19 protein-coding genes and 1 pseudogene are annotated in these 23421 nt (G+C 68.7%); 10 read left to right on the forward strand and 10 right to left on the reverse strand.

The genetic code is table 11. The annotated features are described in order from the left end of the window. Positions 1 to 25: 25 nt before the first annotated feature. A complete protein-coding gene (locus IEY60_RS32515) occupies positions 26 to 409 on the reverse strand; it encodes a winged helix-turn-helix transcriptional regulator (RefSeq protein WP_189034372.1) in 384 nt (127 codons plus the stop codon). A gap of 93 nt (positions 410 to 502) precedes the next feature. Between IEY60_RS32515 and IEY60_RS32520 the strand changes: the two genes are divergently transcribed. Continuing rightward, on the forward strand, positions 503 to 1432 hold the full coding sequence (locus IEY60_RS32520; protein WP_268241501.1) for an NAD(P)-dependent oxidoreductase: 930 nt from the start codon (positions 503 to 505) through the stop codon (positions 1430 to 1432). Between the two features lie 46 nt (positions 1433 to 1478). On the opposite strand, the gene IEY60_RS32525 is transcribed toward IEY60_RS32520, so the two are convergent. Genes IEY60_RS32525 through IEY60_RS32535 form a run of 3 tightly spaced genes read right to left on the reverse strand, consistent with a single transcriptional unit; the run spans position 1479 to position 3467 of the window. Continuing rightward, the gene (locus IEY60_RS32525; protein WP_189034374.1) at positions 1479 to 1715 is read right to left on the reverse strand and encodes a helix-turn-helix transcriptional regulator; all 237 of its coding nucleotides are present in this window, start codon (positions 1713 to 1715) and stop codon (positions 1479 to 1481) included. Further along, on the reverse strand, positions 1705 to 2541 hold the full coding sequence (locus IEY60_RS32530) for an ABC transporter permease (protein ID WP_189034375.1): 837 nt from the start codon (positions 2539 to 2541) through the stop codon (positions 1705 to 1707). Before IEY60_RS32530 ends, IEY60_RS32525 begins: the two co-directional genes overlap by 11 nt. Next, positions 2538 to 3467: an ABC transporter ATP-binding protein gene (locus IEY60_RS32535; protein ID WP_189034376.1), complete on the reverse strand. Its 930-nt coding sequence runs from the start codon at positions 3465 to 3467 to the stop codon at positions 2538 to 2540. Before IEY60_RS32535 ends, IEY60_RS32530 begins: the two co-directional genes overlap by 4 nt. Before the next feature lie 180 nt (positions 3468 to 3647). On the opposite strand from IEY60_RS32535, the gene IEY60_RS32540 reads away from it, so the two are divergent. Then, positions 3648 to 4094 carry a nitroreductase family deazaflavin-dependent oxidoreductase gene (locus IEY60_RS32540; protein WP_189034507.1) on the forward strand — a complete coding sequence of 149 codons (447 nt, stop codon included), beginning with the start codon at positions 3648 to 3650 and terminating at the stop codon, positions 4092 to 4094. Here IEY60_RS32540 and aroQ read toward each other — a convergent pair. Both aroQ and abmR read right to left on the reverse strand, forming a co-directional pair. Then, positions 4091 to 4540 carry a type II 3-dehydroquinate dehydratase gene (aroQ, locus tag IEY60_RS32545; protein WP_189034377.1) on the reverse strand — a complete coding sequence of 150 codons (450 nt, stop codon included), beginning with the start codon at positions 4538 to 4540 and terminating at the stop codon, positions 4091 to 4093. The two genes, IEY60_RS32540 and aroQ, sit on opposite strands and share 4 nt — an antisense overlap. Before the next feature lie 19 nt (positions 4541 to 4559). Then, positions 4560 to 5138, reverse strand: a complete 579-nt coding sequence (gene abmR / locus IEY60_RS32550) for an ATP-binding transcription factor AbmR (RefSeq protein WP_189034378.1) — start codon at positions 5136 to 5138, stop codon at positions 4560 to 4562. A gap of 398 nt (positions 5139 to 5536) precedes the next feature. Between abmR and IEY60_RS32555 the strand changes: the two genes are divergently transcribed. Together IEY60_RS32555 and IEY60_RS32560 are read left to right on the forward strand one after the other, a co-directional pair. Continuing rightward, entirely contained in the window at positions 5537 to 7216 is a 1680-nt protein-coding gene (locus tag IEY60_RS32555) for an NTF2-like N-terminal transpeptidase domain-containing protein (protein WP_229740323.1), read from the forward strand. An 84-nt stretch (positions 7217 to 7300) separates the two neighbouring features. Beyond that, positions 7301 to 7657 carry a DUF3054 domain-containing protein gene (locus tag IEY60_RS32560; RefSeq protein ID WP_189034380.1) on the forward strand — a complete coding sequence of 119 codons (357 nt, stop codon included), beginning with the start codon at positions 7301 to 7303 and terminating at the stop codon, positions 7655 to 7657. A 7-nt stretch (positions 7658 to 7664) separates the two neighbouring features. Here IEY60_RS32560 and IEY60_RS32565 read toward each other — a convergent pair whose 3' ends face one another. Continuing rightward, positions 7665 to 8747, reverse strand: a complete 1083-nt coding sequence (locus IEY60_RS32565) for a lysylphosphatidylglycerol synthase transmembrane domain-containing protein (RefSeq protein WP_189034381.1) — start codon at positions 8745 to 8747, stop codon at positions 7665 to 7667. Positions 8748 to 8751: 4 nt separating this feature from the next. Further along, a complete protein-coding gene (locus IEY60_RS32570; protein WP_189034508.1) occupies positions 8752 to 10272 on the reverse strand; it encodes an adenylate/guanylate cyclase domain-containing protein in 1521 nt (506 codons plus the stop codon). A gap of 72 nt (positions 10273 to 10344) precedes the next feature. On the opposite strand from IEY60_RS32570, the gene IEY60_RS32575 reads away from it, so the two are divergent. The 6 genes from IEY60_RS32575 (at position 10345) to IEY60_RS32600 (ending at position 17459) form a co-directional block, all read left to right on the forward strand. Continuing rightward, a complete protein-coding gene (locus IEY60_RS32575) occupies positions 10345 to 11583 on the forward strand; it encodes an AI-2E family transporter (protein ID WP_189034382.1) in 1239 nt (412 codons plus the stop codon). After that, positions 11564 to 12742 (forward strand): MacS family sensor histidine kinase, encoded by a 1179-nt coding sequence (gene macS, locus IEY60_RS32580; protein WP_189034383.1) that lies wholly within the window; start codon positions 11564 to 11566, stop codon positions 12740 to 12742. Before IEY60_RS32575 ends, macS begins: the two co-directional genes overlap by 20 nt. 14 nt (positions 12743 to 12756) lie before the next feature. After that, positions 12757 to 13413: a response regulator gene (locus IEY60_RS32585; RefSeq protein WP_189034384.1), complete on the forward strand. Its 657-nt coding sequence runs from the start codon at positions 12757 to 12759 to the stop codon at positions 13411 to 13413. A 67-nt stretch (positions 13414 to 13480) separates the two neighbouring features. Beyond that, on the forward strand, positions 13481 to 14146 hold the full coding sequence (locus IEY60_RS32590; RefSeq protein ID WP_189034385.1) for a DUF1707 SHOCT-like domain-containing protein: 666 nt from the start codon (positions 13481 to 13483) through the stop codon (positions 14144 to 14146). Between the two features lie 680 nt (positions 14147 to 14826). Next, positions 14827 to 16449 carry a DUF2339 domain-containing protein gene (locus IEY60_RS32595; protein WP_229740341.1) on the forward strand — a complete coding sequence of 541 codons (1623 nt, stop codon included), beginning with the start codon at positions 14827 to 14829 and terminating at the stop codon, positions 16447 to 16449. Between the two features lie 161 nt (positions 16450 to 16610). Continuing rightward, positions 16611 to 17459 (forward strand): LLM class flavin-dependent oxidoreductase, encoded by an 849-nt coding sequence (locus tag IEY60_RS32600; protein ID WP_189034387.1) that lies wholly within the window; start codon positions 16611 to 16613, stop codon positions 17457 to 17459. Between the two features lie 3012 nt (positions 17460 to 20471). On the opposite strand, the pseudogene IEY60_RS36700 reads toward IEY60_RS32600, so the two are convergent. Together IEY60_RS36700 and IEY60_RS32610 are read right to left on the reverse strand one after the other, a co-directional pair. Further along, positions 20472 to 22712 (reverse strand): annotated as a pseudogene (locus IEY60_RS36700) (MMPL family transporter); the annotation flags it as partial. Continuing rightward, entirely contained in the window at positions 22713 to 23408 is a 696-nt protein-coding gene (locus IEY60_RS32610; RefSeq protein WP_373291798.1) for an NYN domain-containing protein, read from the reverse strand. Positions 23409 to 23421 lie beyond the last annotated feature (13 nt).

Raw genomic sequence — 23421 nt, forward strand, 5'->3', positions numbered from 1 at the left:
TTCCATAGCGGACCCGCGCGCTGCGTCACATCGCGACTGAGGCAGTGCGCACCGGCGCGGCCGGTGCCTGCGTGCGGGTGTTCGCGGCGAGTTCGGCGCGATGCGCGTCGCCCCACTGCTCGAGCGGCACCAGCGCCAGCCGCAGGGTTTCCCCGAGGTCGGTCAGCGAGTACTCCACCCGCGGCGGGATCTCGGGATAGATCTCCCGGTGCACCACGCCCGTGCTCTCGAGGTGGCGCAGGTTCTCCGCGAGCACCTTCTCGCTCACCCCGTCGAGCATGCGCCTGATCTGGCCGAACCGCTGCGGTCCGCTGCCGAGCACCCACATCAGGTGCAGTCGCCACTTGCCGCCGACAACGTCGATGGCCAGGCTCATGCCACACACATCGTGATCTGCGTCACTGCTCATGTCCGGTGCACCCTTCTGACCGTATTTCGAACCTCTGGGTAAGCAACCGCACGTCGACGTTCGGTCTTCCCCGACGATACCCGGGCGACAACCATGGATCTCGGCGCCGCAACCAGCAAGCATCGAGAACCGAAGGGGCAGCACATGTCCGAACAGAGCAAGACCCGTTCCGTCTCCGTCCTCGGTCTCGGCCCGATGGGCCAGGCCATGGTCAAGGCGTTCCTGGCGGCCGGCGTCGAGGTCACCGTGTGGAACCGCAGCGCGGCGAAGGTCGACGCGATGGTGGAGCTCGGCGCGAAACGCGCCGACTCGGTGGCCGAGGCGCTCGCCGCGAACGAGGTGTCGGTACTGAGCCTGACCCACTACGCCGCCATGTACGACGTCCTCGGCCAGGCACCGGAAGCCTTGGCGGGCAAGGTGATCGCCAATCTGTCCTCGGATTCGCCGGAGAAGGCGCGAGCCGGTGCGGCCTGGGTCCGCGAACGCGGTGCCCAGTTCCTCTCCGGCGGGGTGATGTCGGCGGGCGACAATATCGAACATCCCGCGTCCTACATCTTCTACAGCGGCCCGAAGGAAGTGTTCGACGCCAACGCCGAGCTGCTGCGCCCGCTGAGCCCGCAGGAGTACCTCGGCGCCGACGACGGCCTCGCGCAGGTCTTCTACCAGGCACTACTGACCGTCTTCCACCCCTGGCTGCTGGCCTTCGACCAGGCGACCGCGATGATCGCGAAGTCCGGCCACGATATCGCCCAGTTCGTGCCGTTCGCTGTCCGCTCGAGCGAGGCGTACCCGTACTTCATGGAGCAGTTCTCGGTGGCCAACCAGAACGGCGGCTGGGCGGATCTGGCGTCGCTGAAGATGATGGTCGCCGGCGCGCAGCACATCATCGACGCCAGCGAGGAGGTCGGCGTCGACGCGGGGTTCTCGCACCTGTCGCAGCAGTACTGGCGCAAGGCGGTCGAGGCCAGCGAGGCAGCGGGCAAGGCGGTCTCGACCTACGAATTGATGCGCGGCACAGACTGATCCGACGACACTCGCCCGGCACATGATGTGCCGGGCGAGTGCCGTGTCAAGCGGTCTCGGCGCCCAACCGCGGGAACGGTTCGGTGGAGAACACCACCTCCACCGCCACCTCGAAATAGGCCGCGATCCGCAGGGCGAGATGCAGGCTGGGGCTGTATTCGCCCCGCTCGAGGTAACCGACGGTCTGGTAGTGCACACCCAGCGCCTCGGCCAGGTCCCGCCGCGAGATGCCGCGCTCGGCGCGCAGCATCGCGATGCGGTTGTAGATGACCTCAGAAGGCACGCTGCATCGCCTTGTCCCTGCGGGCAGCCATGGCCGAGCCGGATTCGTGACCGGCCATGCGCCGCAGCACTATCGGGGCGAGAATCAGGCCGACAACCGCCCAGAAACCCAGCACCGCGACGGTTTCCAGATGTCGCCAGGACTGGTCGATCTCGATGGCCGCCGCGTCGGCGGGCAGCAACGCCGAGCGCATACCGAGGCCGAGCCAGTACATCGGAAACAGCTGAGCCACCATTTGCAGCCAGCCTGGCAGTGCGGTGATCGGGTAGAAGATGCCGGAGATCGCGATCAGGCCCATCAGCGGCATCGTCAGCAGGAACGCTGTGCGAGTGTCGAGGATGCTGCCGAGGATCGCGCCGAACGGCAGCACGGCCAGTAGGCCGAGCACCACCACCCACGCGAAGGTCGCCACCGCGCCGAGTCCGCTCAGCGAGGAGCCGCCGATGATCACCATGCCCACACCGAGCACGATAACGACCTGCGCGATCACCGAGCTCGCGGTGGACACGATCTTGCCGGTGAAATAGCCGACCATGCCCTTCGGTATCGCCTTGGCGCGCAGTAGCGTGCCGTCCTCCCGATCCAGCACCAACACGTTGAGCAGCGCGTACATGCCGTTGAACGCGATGATGCTGCCGAGCAAGCCGGGGACGGCGAGCTCGGCGATCGACAGTCCGGAGTCGCCGTACATGCGGTTGCGCAGCAGGAACAGCACGCCGAGGCTGATGGCGGGCGTGAGGAACTGGCCGATCAGATCGGGGGCATTGGTGTAGTGCTGCCGCAGCTCGATCAGGCCGCGAGTGATGCCGATCCGGACGGGACTCATCGGGTGACCTCCGCGAGAGTGTGGACGGCGGCGGTGTCCTCGCCGGATTCCGCGCGCCGGACCAGGGTCATGTAGGTGTCCTCGAGCGAGGCGAGGCGCACCTCGAGATCGGCGATCGCCTCGCCGTGCTGCTTGAACAGCTCGTGCACGTACTTGGTCGACTCGGTGGTGGTGTGCACGAAACGCTGACCGTCGACGGTCCAGCTCACCTGGGCTTCGCCTGCGATCGAGCGGGCCAGTTCGTCCGGGGATCCGTCGGCGATGATGCGACCACCGGCCAGGATCAGGATTCGGTCGGCGAGCTTCTCCGCCTCGTCCAGGTCGTGCGTGGTGAGCAGGACGGTGGTCTCCTCCAAGTCGGCCAGTCGGTGGACCAGATCGTGGAAGTCGCGCCGCGCGGCCGGATCGAAGCCCGCGGTCGGTTCGTCCATGAACAGCAAATCGGGCCTGCCCACGATGCCGATCGCCACGTCCAGCCTGCGGCGCTGGCCGCCGGAGAGCGTGGCGATCTTGGCGTCCGCCTGTTCGGTCAGGCCGACCAGTGCGATGAGGTCGTCTGTGTCCCAGGGCCGTTGGGTGTGCTGGGTCGAATAGGGAACGTAGAACGAGCCGAGATGCTGAAGTAGTTCGCGTACCCGCCATTTGGCGTGATCACGCCAGGATTGCAGCACAACGCCGATGCGCGCGCGCCACTGTTCGTCACCATGTTCGGGATCGGTACCCAGCACGTCGACCCGGCCGGCCGACCTCCTGCGAAACCCCTCGAGGATCTCGATCGTGGTGGTTTTGCCCGCGCCGTTGGGCCCGAGCATGACGAGCACCTCCCCGCGCTCGGCCTGAAATGTCACATCGTGCAAAACGTCGGTGTCGTCGTACCGCATCCGTAGTTGCTGGACGTCGAGAACAACGCCGTTACTCGAAGCCATGAGTCCTCCCAGTCATCGACCTTCGATGAGATGTAGCATACGTACTACATTTCATCGCGGCAATACTTCGGGAGAAATGGAGATTTCGGAAAACGAGAGCACTGCTCTTGACAAGCGATCGCGCGCCGCGCATGCTTGTACTCAACAGAGAGCAGTGCTCACAGTTCAGGAGTGATCAAGATGGACAACGCCACCCGCTACCTCGGCCCCACCGGCTTCGACCCGATCATGAACAAGATCGCCAACCTGCTGCCCAAGCTCGGGATCAGCGTCATGGGTTCGCGGCTGCTGGCCGTGCGCGGCCGCAAGAGCGGGGAATGGCGCACCACCATGGTCAACGTGATGACCGGCGCCGACGGCGCGCGCTACCTGGTCGCCCCGCGCGGGCACACCCAGTGGGTGCGCAACCTGCGCGTCGCGGGCGACGGCGAACTGCGCCTGGGCCGCAAGGTCGAAGAGTTCACCGCCACCGAGGTCGCCGATGCCGACAAGATCCCGCTGCTGCGGCTCTACCTGGAGAAGTGGGGCTGGGAGGTCGGTAAGTTCTTCGAGGGCGTCACCAAAAACTCGACCGACGACGAACTCGCCGCGATCGCACCGGGTTTCCCGGTCTTCCGGCTCGCCTAGGCCTTGCTCAAGAACTCGATCGCCGCGGCGTAGCCCTGGATGCCGAGGCCCGCGATCACCGCGGTCGCGATCGGGGAGACGAACGAATGGTGCCGGAACTCCTCGCGGGCATGCACATTGCTGATGTGCACCTCGACGATCGGCACCTCGGGAATCACCAGGGCGTCACGCAACGCCACCGAGGTATGGGTGAGCCCACCCGGATTGATCACGATCGCCGAGACCGCGCCGCGGGCCTGATGGATCCGGTCGATCAGGGCGCCTTCGTGATTCGACTGGAACGCGACGACCTCGCGCCCGAACCGGGCGGCCGTCCGCTCGCACAGCGCGACCACGTCGTCGAGGGTGTCGGCGCCGTAGATCTGCGGCTGACGGGTGCCGAGCATGTTCAGATTCGGCCCGTTGAGCACGAGAATCGGGCCGGTGGCCTGCACGGTGTCTGCCATGCAGGCCACCTTAATTCACTCAGCCCTGCGGGCCCTCCGAGCGCAGGTCGTCGACCTTGCGCATGGCCTCGCGCAGTTCGGCGAGCCAGCTCTCGGCGTGCTTGCCCGCCAGTTTCACCGTCCAGGCCAGCGCGTCGGCGCGGGAACGGGCGACGCCCGCGTCGATCAGGGTGTCGAGGACCTGGCGTTCGGGCTGGCGCAGCCGGGTCATCACGGGAACCGCGAGGTGGGTGAACAGGATTCGCTCACCGTCGACCCGCACGCCCCAGGCGACACTGCGTCCGTAGCGGCGCTGGGCCTCGTCGGCGATCTGCATCCTGGCCGGGCGGGTGGACTCGCGGAAGCGCGCGAGCGCACCTTCTTTCGTCGCCGTCGATACCGGCGGTGCGTCGGCGTCGGCGGATTTGGGCTGCGGAATCGGGAGCTCGCCGACGACCACGATCTCGTCGCGGTCGATGGTGATCTCGGGCGGGCCGGTGAACCAGTCCGCGGGCAATCGTCCGGCGAACCAGTCCGGGGCGTCGGCCGGGTCGGGGAGATCTGCTTGCTGCCAGCCGCCGGGCCGGCCGAATCCGCGTTCGCGATGGGCGTTCCGCATGGAAATCACCTGCTATCTCTGTTGCGCACGTTGCGATGATTACAAGATTACGCCGATATATGCGTTGCGGTTTATGCTCTGCGAGAACGATGCGTTCCGGGGAGATCCGCGCCGACGTCGCCGGGGTTGGGTGACAGCGGGCCTGGGTACCCTCGCGTTGAATCGCCGGGACGATATGAGTTCCGCGCGACTCGGCGGGACTGCCGGTACGGTAAGTGCGCCAGTTGTTGCCACTGGCTGGGCGAGGTTCGAAAACACCCCCTCACCGGGGCAAGATTTCGGGCACAATCAAGGTGCTGAGGATGGGTAGCGTCCCGTGATACCGGGGCATCGGAGACGGGTCAACTTCCGGTACGGTGGATTTGTTACCGGAGTGGCAAGAGTGAAGAGTGGGCGATATGGATGTGTGGGGATCCCGCCGCTTTCGCGTCCGGGGCGCAATGGCGATCGCGGGGGTTGCGACCCTCGCCATCGCGCTGTGCTCGTGCGGGGTGGGTGGGAAGCCGAGTGAGTCGGAATTGGTTGTCCAGCGGTTTACCGACCTGCTGGACGAGCAGGACTACACCAAGGCTGCCGACCTGACCTCGTACCCCGCCGCCGCTTCGGCAACCATGAAGCAAATGTTCGAGGGCCTGGCGACCGGCACGGTCGACTACGAGGAGACCCAGGTCATCGATCTCGACGCGCAGTCGGCGATCTTCAGCATGGACGTCGCCTGGAACTTCGGCGAGCACAAGGACTGGACCTACACACTGCAGGGCACCGTCCGCAAGCTCGCCATCGGCTGGCGGATCTCCTGGGATCCCGCGGTCATCATGCCGCAGCTGGCAGGCAATCGCACCGTCAAGCTCGTGCGCACCACCGCGAAGCCGCCGCCGCGGGTCGTCGACCTGTCCGGTGAAGCGCTGATGACCGAGCAGACCATCAATGTCATCAAGATCGATCCGAGCCGCACCGGCGACCTCGTCGGGTCGACCAACGCGCTGGCCGACGCCATCGAACCGGTCGCGCCGCTGATCACCGGCCCGTCGCTGATGCAGCAGCTGGCCGCGTCGCAGGGCAAGCCGGTCGTCGCGGTCAACCTGCGCGAGGGCGACTTCGCGATCCTGGAGCCGCGGATGGCCGCGGTGCCCGGCGTGGTGATGGAGAAGCAGCCCAAGCTGATCTCGGCCGATCGCCGCACCTGGTCGCCCATGCTGGACGCGCTGCGCGAGGTGTGGAAGGACAGCCAGGAGACCACCTCGGGCTGGGGCGTGCAGATCTTCGAGGCCGACGGGCGGTTCGTCAGCCAGGTCGCCGGCTATCAGGGCCCGGCCGGGCCCGACATCTCCGCCACCATGGACCAGCGGTTGCAGCGCGCGGCCGAGGACGCGGTGGTCAGCGTCGGCACGCCCGCCTCGGTCGTCGCGATCCAGCCGTCGACCGGCGCGGTCGTCGCGGTCGCGCAGAACAGCTACGCCACCGAGAAGGGTCCGATCGCGTTCACCGGGCTGTTCCCGGCCGGCGGCACCATGGAACTGTTCCGCGCGGTGGCCGCGGCCGCCAAGAACAAGGCACCACAGGATGTTTCGGTGCAGGAAGCCGCCGAGGCGGCCACCGCGCTCGGCGTCGGCGTCGACTTCAAGGTGCACGGGCTCGACGAGGTGACCGGCCGGATCAGCGCGCCGGGCCGCAGCACCGAGCAGGTGCGCCAGGGCGCCGGCGCCGACGCGGTGCTGGCCAGCCCGTTCGGCATGGCGATCGCCGCGGCCGCGATCTCGCGTGGCTCGGTGGTTCCGCCGATGATCGAGAACGGCAAGCCGAGCACCACCGACACCCCGATTCCCGCGCTCACCCAGCCCGCGGTCGACCGGTTGCGCGCCATGCTGCACGAGGGCATCGGCAAGCCGGAAACCACCGCGCTGCGCGGGTTCCGCGATGTCACGGCGTTCGCGGCGACCGGCGGGGCCGACGGCTGGCTGCTGGCCACCATGGGCGATCTGGTCTTCGCGGTGCACATCGCCGATGCCGACAGTGGTGACGCTACCTCGCGACTCGCCGCGGTGCTGCTGAAATCGCTGGCAGCGCCCGAGCCGTAAGAGCAGGTGTGCGTGCAGTTCATGCCCTGATCAGTGGGCGTTGTGCCGGGCTTGGTGTTGATCATGAACGGTTAGGCTGCTCCAGTGAAGAAGTTCGTGCCGTTCATCGCTGATGCCCTGTTGGTGATCGTCTTCTGCGCGATCGGGAGGCGGAGCCACGACGAAGCGGTCATCGCCGGTCTCGTGAAGACGGTGTGGCCTTTCGGTATCGGTTTACTGATCGGCTGGGCGCTGGCGGTGCTGGTCGCGCGCGACACCCGTTTCGACGCGACGGCGCTGTGGCCGAGCGGAATCCTGATCTGGCTCGGCACCCTCGTCGGCGGCATGGTGCTGCGCGCCGTCAGCGGTCAAGGTGTCGCCGTGAGCTTCGTGCTCGTGGCGGCCTGCGTCCTCGCGCTGTTCCTGCTCGGCTGGCGCGCCGCCATCCGCGCGCTGCGCTGAACCTCGTTCAGATCCGGCGCTGCTGCTTGAACTCCTGCTCGTATTCAGCGTCGTCGGCCTGCGGCGTGCGGAACAGGAACGCGAAGACGATCCAGCCGACGATGGCGACCAGGATGAAGCTGACGAACCGGTAGACGAACGCGGCGGCGACAGCCTGCGAGGCGGGCAGGCCCGCGGCCGCGGTGAGGCTGTAGATCAGGGTCGCGTCGACGTAGACGATGCCGCCCGGCGCGAACGGGATGGAACCGACGGCCTTGCCCGCGGTGAACGCGATGAGCAGACCGGACAACTTGGGATCGCCGCCGACCGCGAAACAGGCCGCGCCGAGACAGGCCACGTCGGCGAACCGATGCACCAGCGCCCAGCAGCCGACCAGCGCCGCGTCCTTCTTGCCCAGGTCCACCGATTCGAGCTGGGCCCTGATCTCGGCCAGCTTCGCGATGCCGTGCTTGGCGGGCTTCTTGCGGATCCGGTTCACCCGCGCGAGCAGGCGGCGCAGGATCGCCTCCAGCGTGCCGGGATGCCGGGCGAGATAGTTGCCCGCGAACAGCAGTGCCGCCAGGATCACCACCGACCCGATGAGTTTGACCCCGATCTGGTTCCCGACCAGCGCCGCACCGGCGATGCCGAGCAGCGCCAGCCCGGCCGCGGCCACCACGCCGGAGAACACCAGCTGCCAGGACGCGACGATCGGGCTGGCACCCCAGCGCCGGGTCTGGCGGTAGGTGAACGCGGTGGAGAAGACCTGGCCGGCGGGTAGCGTCACCGACATGGCGGTCGCGCCGTACACCACCGACACCGATTTGCGCTGGCTGACGTCGACCCCACCCGCGTGCAGCAGCTGCTTTTGCACCCCGCCGAACCCGCTCATCGACATCGCCTGCAAGACGATGCACAGGACCACCCAACCCCAGTGGATCTCGGTGAGCGTGCGCCAGGATTCGTGCAGGCGCGGCCAGAGGTAGATGCCTTCGCCGACGAGCAGGGCGAGCAGCACCGCGCCGAGCACCCATTTCACCCACCGGAACCGGCGGCGGCGCTCGGCCGGGGGCGAGGCGGGTTCACCTGTTAGGTCGCCGTCGGCCGTCACCGTCTCAGCCTAACGAACGCAGCTGTTCTTCCTGGTCCGCGTCGTCCGTGGCGTTTGCCGGCTTCGGCCAGGCCAGGCGCGTTTTCCTGCGTCTGCCACGCAGCTGGACCTCGTCGCCGGTTTCCCAATGGTCTTGCTCGCTTTCGTCGGCGAAGTAGAGCGCGCTGCCCGAAGCGAGAACGCGGCCGGGTTGATCTTTGGCCAATTCGGTGAGCCGGGACGCCTCGTTGACGGGGTCGCCGATCACGGTGTATTCGAAACGGTTTGCGGCGCCGATGTTTCCGGCGACCGCGAGACCCGCCGAGACGCCGATGCCGACGTCGAGGCTGGTGACTTCGCGCAATGCCTCGCGCAGATCGCGGGCGGCGGCCAGCGCGGCGCTCGGTGCGTCGGGACGGTCCAGCGGCGCGCCGAAGATGGCCAGCGCCGCGTCGCCGACGAACTTGTTGACGAAACCGTGGTGGCGGTCGATCACGTCGACCACCACCCGGAAGAACTCGTTGAGCAGGCTGACGACCTCGGTCGGCGGGCGCTCGGCCGCGGCGGCCGTCGAGCCGACCATGTCGACGAACAGCACCGCGACGAACCTGGTCTCACCGCCCAGTTCGGTGCCGTAGTCGAGGGCTCGCTGGGCCACGTCCTCGCCGACGTGCTGGCCGAACAGCTCCTGGAGTTTTCGCCGCTTGGCCGCCTCCTCCATCATCCGGTTGAAGCCGACCTGCAGCAGGCCGATCTCACTGCCGTCGTAGACCTCCACCTGCACGTCGCGCGCGCCGCCCTGCACCCTGTTGATGGCTTGGGACAGCTGGCGCACCGGGTCGGAGATCGAGGATCCGGTGAGCATCGACAGCGCCAGCGCCTGCATGATCACCACGCCGCACAGCAGCAGGATCGAGATGGCCAGCGATTTCGCCGAGAACTTCACATCAGAGGAGATCTGGGTGACGCACAGCAGCACGATCGCGATGGTCGGCGCGAAGGTGCCCATCCCCCAGGTCATCGCCATCCTGGTGCCGACGCCGGGAGTGAGCGTGTGGTCGAAGGTGCCCTCGGTCAGCGCCTCGGCGGCGACCGGGCGCAGGATGCGCTCACCGAGCATGTAGGTGAACCCGAACACGATGGTGGCGGCCATACATTCGGTGACGATCACCGCGCCGGCCAGCTCGGGCGAATCGACGATGATCAGCGCCGCCAGGATGCCGCCGCCGATGATCCACAGCACCAGATGCAGGATCGACTGGCGCAGCGGCACGTGCAGCGCGGCCATCTGTTCCTGCCTGCTCGGCGGGCCGCCGCGCATCTGCCAGCGCATCACCGGCCGCAACATCAGCGCCGCGCCGACGATGCTCAGCACCGCGGCGGCGCCGAAGACCAGCACCGGCGCGAGGAATCCGGTCTTGCGCACGCCACCGGGATCGCCCTCGGGTACGGGCAGGCCGTATTGGATGAAGGCCCACACCAGGACCGCGCCGAAGGCGTTGGCCAGCAGTACCGAGGTCAGATACAGCGGCCAGCGCGTTCGCATGGTCTGTTTGACCGCTTCCAGAGGCGCCGACACGACCACCAATCTAGCGTTCGGACCGATAGGCTCTCTCGGGTGACCGACCAGAAGGTAGATTCCGTGCCAACGCCCGCACCGTGGCGCGCGGACGCCGAGTCGGTACATCCGCTGGTCCGCAAAGCCGCAGCCTGGTCCTGGCGGCTGTTGATCATCTTCGCCGCCCTGCTCGCGGTGGGGATGCTGGTGCAGAAGTTCGCCACCGTGGTGATTCCGCTGGCGATCGCGCTGCTCGCGGCCGCGCTGCTCGCGCCGCTGGTCGACTGGATGCAGCGGGTCGGGATTCCGCGATCGCTCGGTGTGTTCGTGGCGCTGGTCGGGTCGATCGGGCTGCTCGCCGGGATCATGACCTTCGTCGTGGAGCAGTTCGTCGACGGTGTGCCCGGGCTGTCCAACGAGGTCACCAACAGTGTGCACAAGGTGCAGGACTGGCTGATCAACGGCCCGCCGCACCTGAGCGATCAGCAGATCCGCAGCGCGGGCGACACCATCGTGCGCACCATCCAGGACAACCGCGAGAGCCTGACCAGCGGCGCGCTGACCACCGCCACCGCGATCGGGCACATCCTCACCGGCGCGTTCCTGATCCTGTTCATCCTCATCTTCTTCCTCTACGGCGGCGACCAGATCTGGCACTTCGTCACCCGGATCATCCCCACCGCGCACCGGGAGAAGGTCCGCACCGCCGGTGAGCTGGGCTTCGGCACGCTGGTCGGGTTCGTGCGCGCCACGGTCGTCGTGGCCGCGGTGGACGCGATCGGGATAGGAGCAGGGTTGGCGATCCTGCACGTCCCGCTGGCGCTGCCGCTGGCCTCGCTCGTGTTCATCAGCGCGTTCATCCCGATCATCGGCGCGTTCTTCGCCGGGTTCGTCGCGGTGTTCATCGCGCTGGTCACCAAGGGCCTGGTGACGGCCCTGATCGTGCTCGGCATCATCATCGCGGTGATGCAGCTGGAAGGCCATGTGCTGCAGCCGTTGCTGCTCGGTCGCGCGGTGAGCATCCATCCGCTGGCCGTCGTCCTGGCGATCACCGCGGGCCTGGTGGTCGGCGGGATCGCGGGCGCGCTGCTGGCGGTTCCGCTGATCGCGGTCGGCAATACCGCGATCCGGTACCTGCTCGCCGACAGTCCGGAGGAGGTCTACGGCGAGCTCGCCGGTGGTGAGGACCGAAGACTGTTCTCCGCCGAGCCGGACAAACCCGAGCCAGGCCGGTTCGACATCGCGCGCACGCTGCGCAAGGCCGAGGCGGAGTCCGGCGATGCGGACGCACACAGCTGAGCTGAGCTCGGCCGACGCGGCGACCGCGCCCCTGTGGCGGGCCGCCCAGGCTTTCCGGCTGGTCACGCTGCTGTACGCGATCGGCCAGCAGATCGCCTCGGTGCCCTACTACCAGCATCCGCGGCTGAGCTGGGTGCTGATCGCGCTGATGGCGATCTGGTCCGGCAGTTCCGCGCTGCTGCTCTCGCAGTGGTATTTCCCGATCGCGACCGGCCGGATCCGCGGCTGGGTGGTCTTCGGCGACCAGGTCGTGACGGTCCTGCTGATCGCCTCGACCCGGCTCGTCGCCGACTACGACTGGTACCACGGGCATCAGACCCTGCCGACGACGCTGTGGATCGCCAACTCGGTGATCTCGATGGCGATCCTGCGTGGGCCGGTGGCCGGTGTCGTCGCTGGGCTCGGCATGTCGGCGGTGGTCGTGACGGTGCGGGACCAGTGGGGACAGGATGTGTGGGGGGATGCCACCGCGCCGGTGCTGGTGTCGGTCGGCCTGGCGCTGGGGCTGGCCGCCAATACGGCGCGGCGCGCCCAGGTGCAGCTCGAACGCGCGCTGCGGATCACCGCCGCCGCGCAGGAACGGGAACGGCTGGCCCGTGAGGTGCACGACGGTGTACTCCAGGTGCTGGCTTTCATCAAAAGGCGCGGCACCGAAATAGGCGGGCCCGCTGCGGAACTCGCGCAGCGAGCGGGTGAACAGGAAGTGGCGCTGCGGGTTCTGCTGTCCGAGCAGGCGCAGCGACCGGATTCCGGTGACGCCGAGGTGGATCTGCGTCCGCTGCTCACCACGCTGGCCACGCCGTCCGTGTCGGTGGCGACGCCGGGTGATCCGGTGCGCGTCGGTCGGGTCGCGGCGCACGAGATCGCCGCCGCCGTGGCGACCGCGCTGTCGAATGTCGAACTGCACGCGGGGCCGACGGCGAAAGCGTATGTGCTGCTGGAAGACACCGGTGACATGCTGGTGGTGAGCGTGCGCGACGACGGAGTGGGGATTCCGGCCGGCAGGCTCGCCGCGGCCGAAGCCGAAGGGCGGATGGGGGTTTCGCGATCCATCGTCGGGCGCATCGGTGCGCTCGGCGGCACCGCCGAACTGCTGACCGAGGGCGAGGACCTCGGCACCGAATGGGAATTCCGGATTCCGCGCCACCCGGCGCGCTGAGCGAAGGAGCAGCGATGGCGGACCAGGCCATCACGGTGATGGTGGTCGACGACCACCCGATGTGGCGCGAGGGCGTCTCCCGCGACCTCACCGAGGCCGGGTTCGCCGTGCCCGCCACCGCCGACGGGGTCGGCACGGCCACCCGCCGCGCCGCCGCGGTCCAGCCCGACGTGGTGCTGATGGACATGCAGCTCACCGACGGCAACGGGGCCGCCGCCACCGCCGAGGTGCTGCGGGTGTCACCGCACAGCCGGGTGCTGGTGCTCTCGGCGTCGGCCGAACGCGACGACGTGCTCGACGCGATCAAGGCGGGTGCCAGCGGGTACCTGGTGAAGAGCGCGTCTGCGGCCGAGCTGATCGACGCCGTGCGGGCCACCGCCGCAGGTCAGCCCGTGTTCACGCCCGGTCTGGCCGGTCTGGTGCTCGGCGAATACCGGCGGATGGCGACCGCGCCCGTCGCGGCGGATCAGCCGCACCGCCCGTCGCTGACCGAGCGGGAGACCGAGGTGCTGCGGATGGTCGCCAAAGGGCTCTCGGCCAAGCAGATCGCGTCGCGGCTGGGCCTGTCGCATCGCACGGTCGAGAACCACGTGCAGGCCACGCTGCGGAAACTGCAGCTGGCCAACCGCGTCGAGCTCACCCGCTACGCCATCGAACAGGGCCTCGAGTAATTGGGGTTTGCCCAATTGGGGGTTTGCCCTGATGTGCGGTGCCGGATTTCCTGGCACTCTCGATGGTATGGGCGGTCCCGAATCCCTCTCCGTACCCGGTGCCACGACCTTCGGTCCCGTCGGCGACCGGGACCTGCGCGTCTCCGACGCCGAACGCGAACACGTCGGTCAGCTGCTGCAGCGTGCCGTCGGCCTCGGCATGCTCTCGCTCGGCGAGTTCACCGAACGCATGGACACCGCGCTCGCCGCGAAGACCCGCGGTGAACTCAACGCCGTGCTCGTCGACCTGCCCGGCATGCGGGTGGCGGGCGCGCCCCAGCCCGCCGCCATGCCACGGCCGCGGCCGGTCCCGCCCGGCGGTTCGACCCCCGGCCTGATCCGCAGCCGCCTCTCGGGCGTACACCGTCGCGGACCGTGGCAGGTGCCGCCGGTACTGCACCTCAACAACCTGATGTCGGGCGTCACCCTGGACTTCACCGAGGCCGTCATGCAGACCCAGATCGTCGAGATCAAGGTCGACGACTACTGCACCGGCCTCACCCTGCTCGTCCCCGCCGCCGCCACCGTCGACCTCAACGGCCTCGACCTGATCGGCTCCAGCGTCAACAACAAGGTCCGCACCGGCCCGCCCATCGGCCCGCTGCACCTGGTCGTCCACGGCCGCGTCCGCTTCGGTTCGGTCACCGCGAAGTACCCGCTGATGGTCCAATGGCGCCGCTTCCTCGGCTCCTGACCGATTTCACGTAGGAGTCCCGCACCCAACCGGGTGTTTCTACTCATGCCCCACGCGACCCGCGCGTCGACGATGAAGGCATGAGTACGTCGATCGATCCCGCGCTCGTCGCGCGACTCTCGGGTGAGTTCACCACGCTCGGCGCCCAGATGGGGCGGCTGGGCGGCGCGCTGGATGTGCTGCGCGCACAGTTGCAGGGGGAGGTGGGTCGGTCCGCCGTCGATCCGCAGGCTGCCGCTGGTGCTTCGGCTGCTTCCTCGGGTCAGAGTGGCGCGGCCGCTGGGGGTGGGGCGCCTGTGGATATGACCGATGCAGGTGCGTCCGGTGGTGTCCCGACTGGTGGGTCGCCGGCGCCTGGTGGTGTGTCCGCGTGGGGTGTGCCAGTCCGAGGGGAAATGCCGGTTGGTGGTCCGTCGGGGGGAGTGCCTTTCGGTGGTGCGCCGGTTCCTGGGGGAACTCGTGTTGGCGGCGCGCCGGTTCCGGGTGGGGTGCCTGTTGGTGGCGCGCCGATCCCTGCGGGGTGGGCGCCGGGGTATGGGGCTGCTACGCAAATGGCTGCGGCACAGTCTGTTCCGCCGCCTGCGGCGGGGTATGGGGGTTGGGCCGGGGCTCCTGGGTATGGCCCGGGGGGTCGGGTGGCTGGGGTGGGGCAGCGGGGGACCGGGTGGGTTGCGCCGCCGGTGCGGGGGCCTCGGACGCCGTGGTGGCAGCGGGAAGGGGTGATCTCGCGGGTGCTGGCGGTGGCCGGGGTCGGGGTGACGCTGATCGGTGTGCTGATGCTGTTGGTGCTGGCTGCGCAGGCTGGGTTCTTCGGACCGGTGGCGAGAGTTGTTGCCGGTGGGGTTCTTTCGGCTGGGCTGGTCGGTGCGGGGTGGCGAGTGTTCGGTCGTCCGGGTGGACGCGTCGGTGGCATCGCATTGGTGGCCACGGGTATTGCTGGTGCGTATCTGGATGTTGTTGCGGTGACCGGGTATTACCGCTGGGTGGCGCCCGGGGTAGGGCTCGCGGTGGCGCTGGTGGTCGCGTTGGTCGGTGTCGGGATCGCGATGCGGTGGCAGTCGCAACCGTTGGCGGTGGGGGTTGTGCTCGGGGCGGCGGTGTTGTCGCCCGCGTTGACGACCGAGCTGATGCTGCTGGGGTTCCTTGTGGTCTTGCAGGCTGCGGGTGTGCCCGTGCAGATGCGCAAGGAGTGGCCGGTTCTGCACGTGGCGCGCACGTTGCCTGTGGTGCTCGCCGCGTCGAGCGTGATCGCGATCGGTGGCCTCTCGGCGGCCATCTCCGATGAGGAGGTGGAGCAGCGTGGTGGATTGCTGGTCGCGGCGGTCGCGTGTGCCGTGGTCGGGCTGGTCGGGGCGGTGCTCGTGGTGCGCCGCAGGGCTGGTGACATCACCGCGAGCATCACCATCGCCCTCACCGCACTGCCGGTTCTCGCCGCGGCGATGCTGTTCGATCGGGTGGTGACGGCGTCGATCACCGGCGCGCTGGCGGCGGTGCTGCTCGGTCTGGCCGCGACGACGCTCGTTCCCGGCCTGGCGGATCGGCTCGGGATTCCCCGGCACACCGCGCTGGTGTCGGCGCTGACCGGTGCCGTTTCCCTCTTGCTGACCTGCGTCAGCGCTACCGGAAGCGAACCGCACCTCCTGCCGACGGCGCTGTTCGCGGTGGCCTTGGCATTCCTCGCCGTGGCCGCGACGAGCCGCACCCGCGTGGGAGCCTACGTCGGCATCGGCTTCGCAGTGCTCGGCGGACTGGTGCTGCTGATAATCGCATCACCGGAAACCCTTGCGCTGCACCGCCTCGCGGATTCGCGTCTCGACATCGCGACGGCTGCGGCGGCGGTACTGGGGCTCGGTGTCGCGGCGATGGTGGCGTGGACGGTGCCCCGGCTTCCCGGCTGGGCCGATCAGGCGCTCGTCACCGGTGTGTGGATCGCGGTGAGTGTCGTCGGCCTGTACTACGTGCTCGTCGCAGCGGTGTCGCTGGGCGTATCCCTTGGTGGGGCAGACGGATTCATCCTCGGGCACAGTCTCGCGACGATCGTGTGGATGGTCGCGGCTACGGCCTCGCTGTTCTATGGGCTGCGCAGGTTGTCCCGGTCGCCGGCCGTCGCGAAGGTGTGCCTGGTGTCGGGTCTGCTCGTCGCCGCCGCCGCGCTGGCCAAACTCTTCCTGTTCGACCTGTCTACGCTGTCCGGTCTGGTCCGGGTCGCCGCATTCCTGGTCGTCGGAATCCTGTTGCTGCTAACCGGGACTCGCTACGCGCGAGCGTTCGCGGATTCGCGGCCTTCCGATCCTGCCCCTTAGGTCCGCCTCGCAGTTGCGGACTTCCGGGTGGATCGTTACGGTGACCGCAATCCGATCGGCGCTCTCCAGAAATATGTCGCAGTGTGGGAGCCCCGCCTCGTTCGTCGAGGCGTGGAGTGGGCGGCTTGATGACACACGCCCATATCCACTGGAGGATTTCCATGCACATCGGTCTCGGACTTCCCATCGCCGACCCCATCGCGCTGCCCGAGTGGGCCCGTCGCGCCGACTCCGCCGGGTTCTCGACACTCGGCCTGCTCGACCGCATGGTCTACGACAACCCCGAACCACTGGTCACCCTGGCCATGCTCGCCGGGGTGACCGACCACATCCACTTGCAGACCGAGGTACTGATCGCACCCCTGCGTGACCCGGCGCTGCTTGCCAAGCAGGCCGCTACCCTGGACCGCCTCTCCGGCGGACGCTTCGCGCTCGGCCTCGGTGTCGGCGGTCGCGACGACGACCACGAAGCCACCGGCACCGATCTCCGCACTCGCGGCCGCCGCCTCGACGAACAGCTCGCCATCATGCGCCGCCTCTGGTCCGGCGAGCCGTTCAGCCAGACCTGCGGCGCCATCGGCCCGGCACCCACCGCACCCGACGGCCCCGACCTGCTCTTCGGCGGCTTCCAACCCGCCGCCATCGACCGTGTCGGCCGCTGGGGCGGCGGCTTCCTCGCCGCCGCCGCACCCACCTGGGCAGGCGGCCTCTTCGACCTCGCCCGACGCTCCTGGACCGACCACAACCGCTCCGGCGCACCGCGCATCGTCGCCCAGCTCAACGCCGTCCTCGGCGCCCAACCCCTGATCGACCACGCCCGCACCGCCATCCTCGACTACTACGAGTTCAGCGGCCGCGCCGACTACATGGCCGCCGGTCTGCTCACCACCCCGGACCAGATCCGTTCCGCCATCAAGCAATTCGAAGACCTCGGCGCCGACGAGACAATCCTGTACTGCTACGGCACCGACCCCGACCAGGTCGATCGCATCGCCGACACCGTGCTCTGAACGCAGAACGACGAAACCCACGGCGGAATCTCGCCGTGGGTTTCGTCGTGTTCGGGTCCGCTGCCGTCAGTCGCTGTCGTCCTCGCGGCGACGCAGCAGCTCGTTCACACTGACCGTGCGACCCTCGCCGCCGTGCTGGTGACGCCCCTCGTCGGCTGCTGACCCGCGACGCGAAGAGCGCAGCTGCGCCATCCAGTTCTCGATCTCGTTGCGGCTGTCCGCCTGCGGCTCGTCGGATTCCGGTGCGGGAGAGCCATTGTTGTTCGGCGCCGAGGTGGGCCCGGTCGGCTCGCCCTGGCTCGGGGCGGGCACGGCCGTGAAACCGGCGGGAGCCTGCCACTGACCGGGTGCATCCGCAGAGTTGCCCTGCGGCTCGACGGTTCCGGCCTGCCACGATGCGGGAGCGGCGGCAGGGTTGTCCTGCGTGGCGGCGGGTGCGGGCTGCCACGATGCGGGAGTGCCCGCAGGGTTGTCCTGTGCGGCAGCGGGTTCGGGCCGCCACGATGCGGAAGCGTCCGCAGGGTAGTCCTGCGCGGCGTCCGGCTCGGGCTGCCACGATGTGGAAGTGGCGGCAGGGCTGTCCTGCGTGGCGGGTTCGGCCCACGAGGCGGGGGTGGCCACCGGGTTGTCCTGTGCGGCAGCGGTTTCGGCCTGCCACGATGCGGGAGCGGCGGCAGGGCGGTCCTGCGTGGTGTCCGGCTCGGGCTGCCACGATGTGGAAGTGGCGGCAGGGCTGTCCTGCGTGGCGGGTTCGGCCCACGAGGCGGGGGTAGCCGCCGGGTTGACCTGTGGGTCAGCGGATTCGGGCCGCCACGATGCAGGAGTATCCGCAGGGTCATCCTGCTCGGTGGCGGGTTCGGGCTGCCACGGTGCGGGAGTGGCCTCGCCGGGTGTGACGGCGGTGAACCCGGGCGGGGCGACCTGCGGGCGCACCACTTCGGGCTGCGCCGAATCCGGGTTCGGCGCGGGAGTCACCGGGGAGAACCGCTGTCCACCATCGGTCTCGGGAGCGCGGGAACCACTCGGCGCGGCGGGCTCGGCCGGGCTCCATGGAGACCTCGGCTGCGGCTCGACGGGCACCGAAGTGCCGAAAACGCCACGCGTGGAGGGCTCGTCCGCGGATTGCGGCGCGTCGGCCACAGGGCGCGCGGCATCGGCCACGGGACGCGGTGCGTTCGGCGCGGGACGCTGTGCGTCGGCCACGGGACGCGGTGCGTTCGGCGCGGGACGCTGTGCGTCAGCCACGGGGCGAGGTGCATTCGGTGCAGGACGCTGTGCGTCGGGAGCCGAACGCTGCGAGTCGGGCGCGGGACGCTGTGCGTCGGGCGCGGGACGCACGACGCCGTTGTTCGCGGGCGACTCGGCGCGATGCGCTCCCGGCGCGACCGAGAGATCGGTCGGCGGCGCAAAGCCGCGCGACTCCGGTTCGGTGCCGCGCGATTCCGGCTCCGGCGCGGACTGCTCGGTCGCGTCGGAGCCCGGCGCGGGTTCGTACCCGGTCAGCGGGGTGAACCCACTGAACGTGCCACCGGCGGGCGGCTCGACCGGACGCGGCGTCGGCGTGACCATGCTCGGCGGCGGGTTGACGATATTCGGCCGGGACGGTGGAGCGACCCGCGGCGGCGTGTTGACGATGCTCGGCGCAGGCGGCGGCACGACACCGGGCGGCGGCGTGTTCACCATGCTCGGCCGTGCCGGATTGACGATGCTCGGCCGCGAGTCGGAATCCTCTGCGGGCGTACCGAACTCGGGCGCCTCGGACGGCGTCGACACCCGCGGCGCCGACGTGTCGCCCCCGCGCGCAGGCGGCGTGTAACCCGCAGGCGGCTGCACCCGCTGCGACCCGCGCGGTGCGGATTCGCGCGCGCTCCTACCGGGCACGTCGACGCCGGGGACACGCCCGTCACCGATGACGCCGGGCGTGTCAGCGCTGGAAGCGTCGTGACCACCGATGACGCCGGACTCATTGATGCTGGAACCCGCAGCACCACTGGTGCTTTCGGGTGCGAGCCGGAAACGCCCCTGCGAACCCATCCCGGCGTCGCCCGAAGCACCACGGCCGGAGAAGTCCTGCGGACCCGCGCTGGTGCCGGCGTCGCCTGGCGCACCGAGACTGGAGCGCCCCTGCGTGCCGGGTTCGGCGTCTCCCACCGTGCCGAAACCGGTGCGGTCGTGTGAGACGGTGCCGGCGTCGCCGGACGTGCCGAAACTGGAGCGCCCCTGTGTGATGGGGTCGGCGTCACCGGGCGTGCTGAGGCTGGAGCGCCCCGGTGCGCTGGTACCGGAGTCGCCCGGTGCGCCGAAACCCGAGCGGTCCTGTGCGCCGGTGCCGGGGTCGCCCGCCGTGCCGAAGCCGGAGCTACCCGGGGTGTTGTGGCCGGAGTTCCTGGGCGTGCTGATGCCGGAGAGGTTCGGCGTGCCGGGGGCAGGGTCGCTCTGCGTGCCGAAGCTGGGGTTCCTGGGCGTGCTGATGCCGGAGAGGTTCGGCGTACCGGGGCCAGGTTCGCCCTGCGTGGCGAAGCCGGGCGCGTTGGCGCCTGGGGAATCGAGGCCCGAGGTGCCAGGCGTACCGGAGCGGAGATCGCTGCGCGGCGTCGGCTGTCCGTTGTCGGGACCCGACGTCGAATCGCTGTGTCCCTGATCGGTCTTCGGGGCTTCGGCACCCGGCTTGACGATCGGCAGGACCTGGGTCGGCTCGCCGCCGGTGTTCAAGGACAGCTCTGCCGAAGGGGTCTCCGGCTGAGTGGTGGACGAATCAGCCTGTCCCTGATCGGACTTGGGGGCCTCCGCGCCCGGCTTCACCACGGGGAGCACTCGGGTCGGCTCGCCCGAGGACAACATCGGCGCGCGGGGACGGGTCGGATCCGGCGACATCTGTGGCCGCGGCCGGGCAGGCTCGGCGGGGTCGGTGTGCTCGGTGATCTTGTCCAGGTGCGCGGTCGGGGCCTCGGCCTCGATCTCGGCGACGGTGCGCGGGCGGCGCGGGGTCTTGGCCAGCTTGCTGTCGGGGACGGCCGTCAGCTGCATGGTCGGCGGATCGGTGATCGGGGTGGTCTTCACCAGGTCGACTACGGCGCCCTTCTGCGGGCGCTCGTCGTCGAGGATGGGCTCGCCGAGGCCGATCTTCTCCTGGATGCGCTTCATCCACTTCGGCGCCCACCAGCAGTCGTCGCCGAGCAGCTTCATGATCGCGGGCACCAGCAGCATGCGCAGCACGGTGGCGTCGATGAACAGCGCCGCGATCATGCCGTAGGCGATGTACTGCATCATCACCATGTCGGAGAACGCGAACGCACCGGTCACGACCAGCAGAATCAAGGCGGCGGCGGTGATGATCCGCCCGGTCTGCGCGGTGCCGATCCGCACGGCTTCGGTGGTCGACGCACCCTGGGCGCGTGCCTCCACCATGCGGGAGACCAGGAAGACCTCGTAGTCGGTCGACAAGCCGTAGATGATCGCGATGATCAGCATCAGGACCGGCGCACTGATCGATTGTGGGGTGAAGTTCAGCAGCCCGGAACCATTGCCGTCGATGAAGATCCAGGTCAGGATGCCCAGCGTCGAGCCGAGTCCGAGCGCGCTCATCAGCGCCGCCTTGATCGGCAGCACCAGCGAGCCGAAGGTGAGGAACATCAGCACGAAGGTGCTGAGCAGGACGATCAAGATCATCCACGGCATCAGTTCGAGCAGCGTGTCGATACTGTCGGCCATGAGCGCGGGCTGGCCGGTGACGTACATCGTGACGCCGTCGGGTATTTCGATCGAGCGCAGATAGTCGATGGTCGGCTCGGCGTTGCCGGTGGGATCGACCAGGGTCGCCGAGGTGCGGAACACCTCGGGGTCGGTCGGCGACTTGACCGGCACTTCGAACGGGCCGACCAGCCCGGGAGCCTGGTTGGCTTCCTTCCAGACCTTGCCGATCGCCGTGGTGTTGTCCGAGACGAAGACCAGCTGGATCGGGTCGGTCTTCTTCTGCGGGAAGACCTCGTAGAAGTGCTCGAGCGAGGCACGGGTCGCATTGTCCGGCGGCAGGTACTTCTCGTTGATGCCGCCGAAGGACAGATTCTTGACCGGGATGATCAGCAACAGCAGGCCGACCGTCACCGGGATCGCGATCTTGAGCGGGTGCTTCATCACCCAGCGGGTGAGGTTGCCCCAGAAACCGTTCTCGATCTGCTCGGCGGTCTTGTTCTTGCGGAAACGCTTGAGACCGAGCATGTCGACGCGCGGTCCGAGCACGGCCAGCATGGCGGGCAGAATCGTCACCGCGGTCAGCGCGGCGAGGGAGACGGTCGCGATGGTGCCGTAGGCGACCGAACGCAGGAAGCCCTGCGGGAACAGCAGGACGCCGCCGAGGCTGGCGATGATCATCGTCGCGGAGAAGACGACCGTTCGCCCGGCCGTCACCACTGATCGCCGGACGGCGGCCTTGGTGTCGTACCCCTCGGCCAGTTCCTCGCGGAACCGGCTGACTATGAACAGGCCGTAGTCGATCGCGAGGCCGAGACCGATCATCGAGACGACGCCGGTGACGAACGAGTTGACCTCGGTGAAGTTGGTCAGCGTCATGACGATGCCGGTGGCGCCGATGATCGTCAGACCACCGATGACCAGCGGCAGCGCGGCCGCGATGATGCCACCGAAGATGAAGAACAGCAGGATCGCCACCGCGGGCAGCGCCAGTACTTCCATCCGCTTGGTGTCGTGCGCGATGGTGTCGTTGAGCGTGACCGCGAGCGGCTGCAGGCCCGAGACCTCCACATCGACGCCGGGAATGTAGAAGACGTCCGCCACGGCCCGGTAGTTGGCCATGATGGTGGTGTCGTCGTCACCGACGATGGCGATGGAGGCGAACGCGTGCTTCTTGTCCTTGGATCCGAACGCCGACGGCACCGCGGGGGCGTCGCCCACCTTCCAATAGGTGCCGTTGATCTTGCTGACCTGATCAGGATGGTCGGCGACGACCGCGGTCAGATTGTCGACGATCTTCCGGCTGAACTCCGGGTCATCGATCGTCGTGTCCGCGGGAGCGTTGTACATGACGATCACGTCGGCCATGTGGTCGCGCCCGAACGAGCTGTCGGCGAGCTCCGCGCCCTGCACAGACTCCGAGCCGGGGTCGAACCAGCCGCTCTGGGTCAGGCGATCGCCGAGCCCCGTGCCGTAGGCGCCCAGCGCCAGCAACGCAGCACCGACAACACCGATGACGGCGAAGCGGAACCGATAGACCAGATCGCCCCAGCGGGTGAACACTTAAGCGACTCCTTGACCAGGGCGAGACGTGAGTAGTGCCGACAGCGGCCGGAAAGGCTGCAGCCAGGCACCCTCGTCGGGCAGCGATTCGAGGCTCACCCGCGGTAGCGGCTCCCGGAATACGCCCGGGATGTCCTCGAGGTCGACGAACTCGAGCGTATCGGAAGTCACCGCCCAACTCGCGTGCTCGCGGAATCCGAGGACCTGAGCTGGGACTCCCTTGGCGGCAATCGCTTCGAGCGGTTCGCGGAACGCCTGGCCGTCGGCCGAGGCGACCATGATGCCTGCCAGGCCGCCGTCGCGCTCGCGCATCGCGATGTGGGCGAGCATGTCGGCGTCGACGTCGGAGTCCTCGTCGATCTTCGGCTTGGCGAAGACCGCGAAACCTACGTTGCGTAACGCCTCGACCCACGGCCGGACCACGTCGGCGGTGCCCGGCGCGATATTGGTGAAGACGGTGGCCTCGGGCTCGACGCGGCCCTTCGCGCCGACCGACAGTTCGGCCGTGCGCGCGAGCAGCCAGCGGCCGAGCGCGTCGAAGCGGGGGCGATAAGCGGCGGTGGGACGTCCACCGAGGATGGCGCCAAGTCCCATGTCGAGGTTCGGCGCGTCCCAGACGAGCAGGACGCGTCGGACATCGGGGCCGGAACTGCCCAGCGCCTCGCTGCCGGCTGCTCCCTGGGCGATATCCGGCATCTCGGTGGCGATC

Source organism: Nocardia rhizosphaerihabitans (assembly GCF_014646295.1).
GTDB classification, from domain to species: domain Bacteria; phylum Actinomycetota; class Actinomycetes; order Mycobacteriales; family Mycobacteriaceae; genus Nocardia; species Nocardia rhizosphaerihabitans.

Bases quoted from the DNA above. Each gene is read 5' to 3' on its own strand.
- IEY60_RS32610 (WP_373291798.1), bottom strand. From the start codon at position 23,408: ATGCCGGATATCGCCCAGGGAGCAGCCGGCAGCGAGGCGCTGGGCAGT.
- IEY60_RS32535 (WP_189034376.1), bottom strand. From the start codon at position 3,467: ATGGCTTCGAGTAACGGCGTTGTTCTCGACGTCCAGCAACTACGGATG.
- IEY60_RS32600 (WP_189034387.1), top strand. From the start codon at position 16,611: ATGCACATCGGTCTCGGACTTCCCATCGCCGACCCCATCGCGCTGCCC.
- IEY60_RS32515 (WP_189034372.1), bottom strand. From the start codon at position 409: ATGAGCAGTGACGCAGATCACGATGTGTGTGGCATGAGCCTGGCCATC.
- IEY60_RS32570 (WP_189034508.1), bottom strand. From the start codon at position 10,272: ATGCGAACGCGCTGGCCGCTGTATCTGACCTCGGTACTGCTGGCCAAC.
- IEY60_RS32520 (WP_268241501.1), top strand. From the start codon at position 503: ATGGATCTCGGCGCCGCAACCAGCAAGCATCGAGAACCGAAGGGGCAG.
- IEY60_RS32540 (WP_189034507.1), top strand. From the start codon at position 3,648: ATGGACAACGCCACCCGCTACCTCGGCCCCACCGGCTTCGACCCGATC.
- IEY60_RS32530 (WP_189034375.1), bottom strand. From the start codon at position 2,541: ATGAGTCCCGTCCGGATCGGCATCACTCGCGGCCTGATCGAGCTGCGG.
- IEY60_RS32585 (WP_189034384.1), top strand. From the start codon at position 12,757: ATGGCGGACCAGGCCATCACGGTGATGGTGGTCGACGACCACCCGATG.
- abmR (WP_189034378.1), bottom strand. From the start codon at position 5,138: ATGCGGAACGCCCATCGCGAACGCGGATTCGGCCGGCCCGGCGGCTGG.
- IEY60_RS32590 (WP_189034385.1), top strand. From the start codon at position 13,481: ATGGGCGGTCCCGAATCCCTCTCCGTACCCGGTGCCACGACCTTCGGT.
- aroQ (WP_189034377.1), bottom strand. From the start codon at position 4,540: ATGGCAGACACCGTGCAGGCCACCGGCCCGATTCTCGTGCTCAACGGG.
- IEY60_RS32555 (WP_229740323.1), top strand. From the start codon at position 5,537: ATGGATGTGTGGGGATCCCGCCGCTTTCGCGTCCGGGGCGCAATGGCG.
- macS (WP_189034383.1), top strand. From the start codon at position 11,564: ATGCGGACGCACACAGCTGAGCTGAGCTCGGCCGACGCGGCGACCGCG.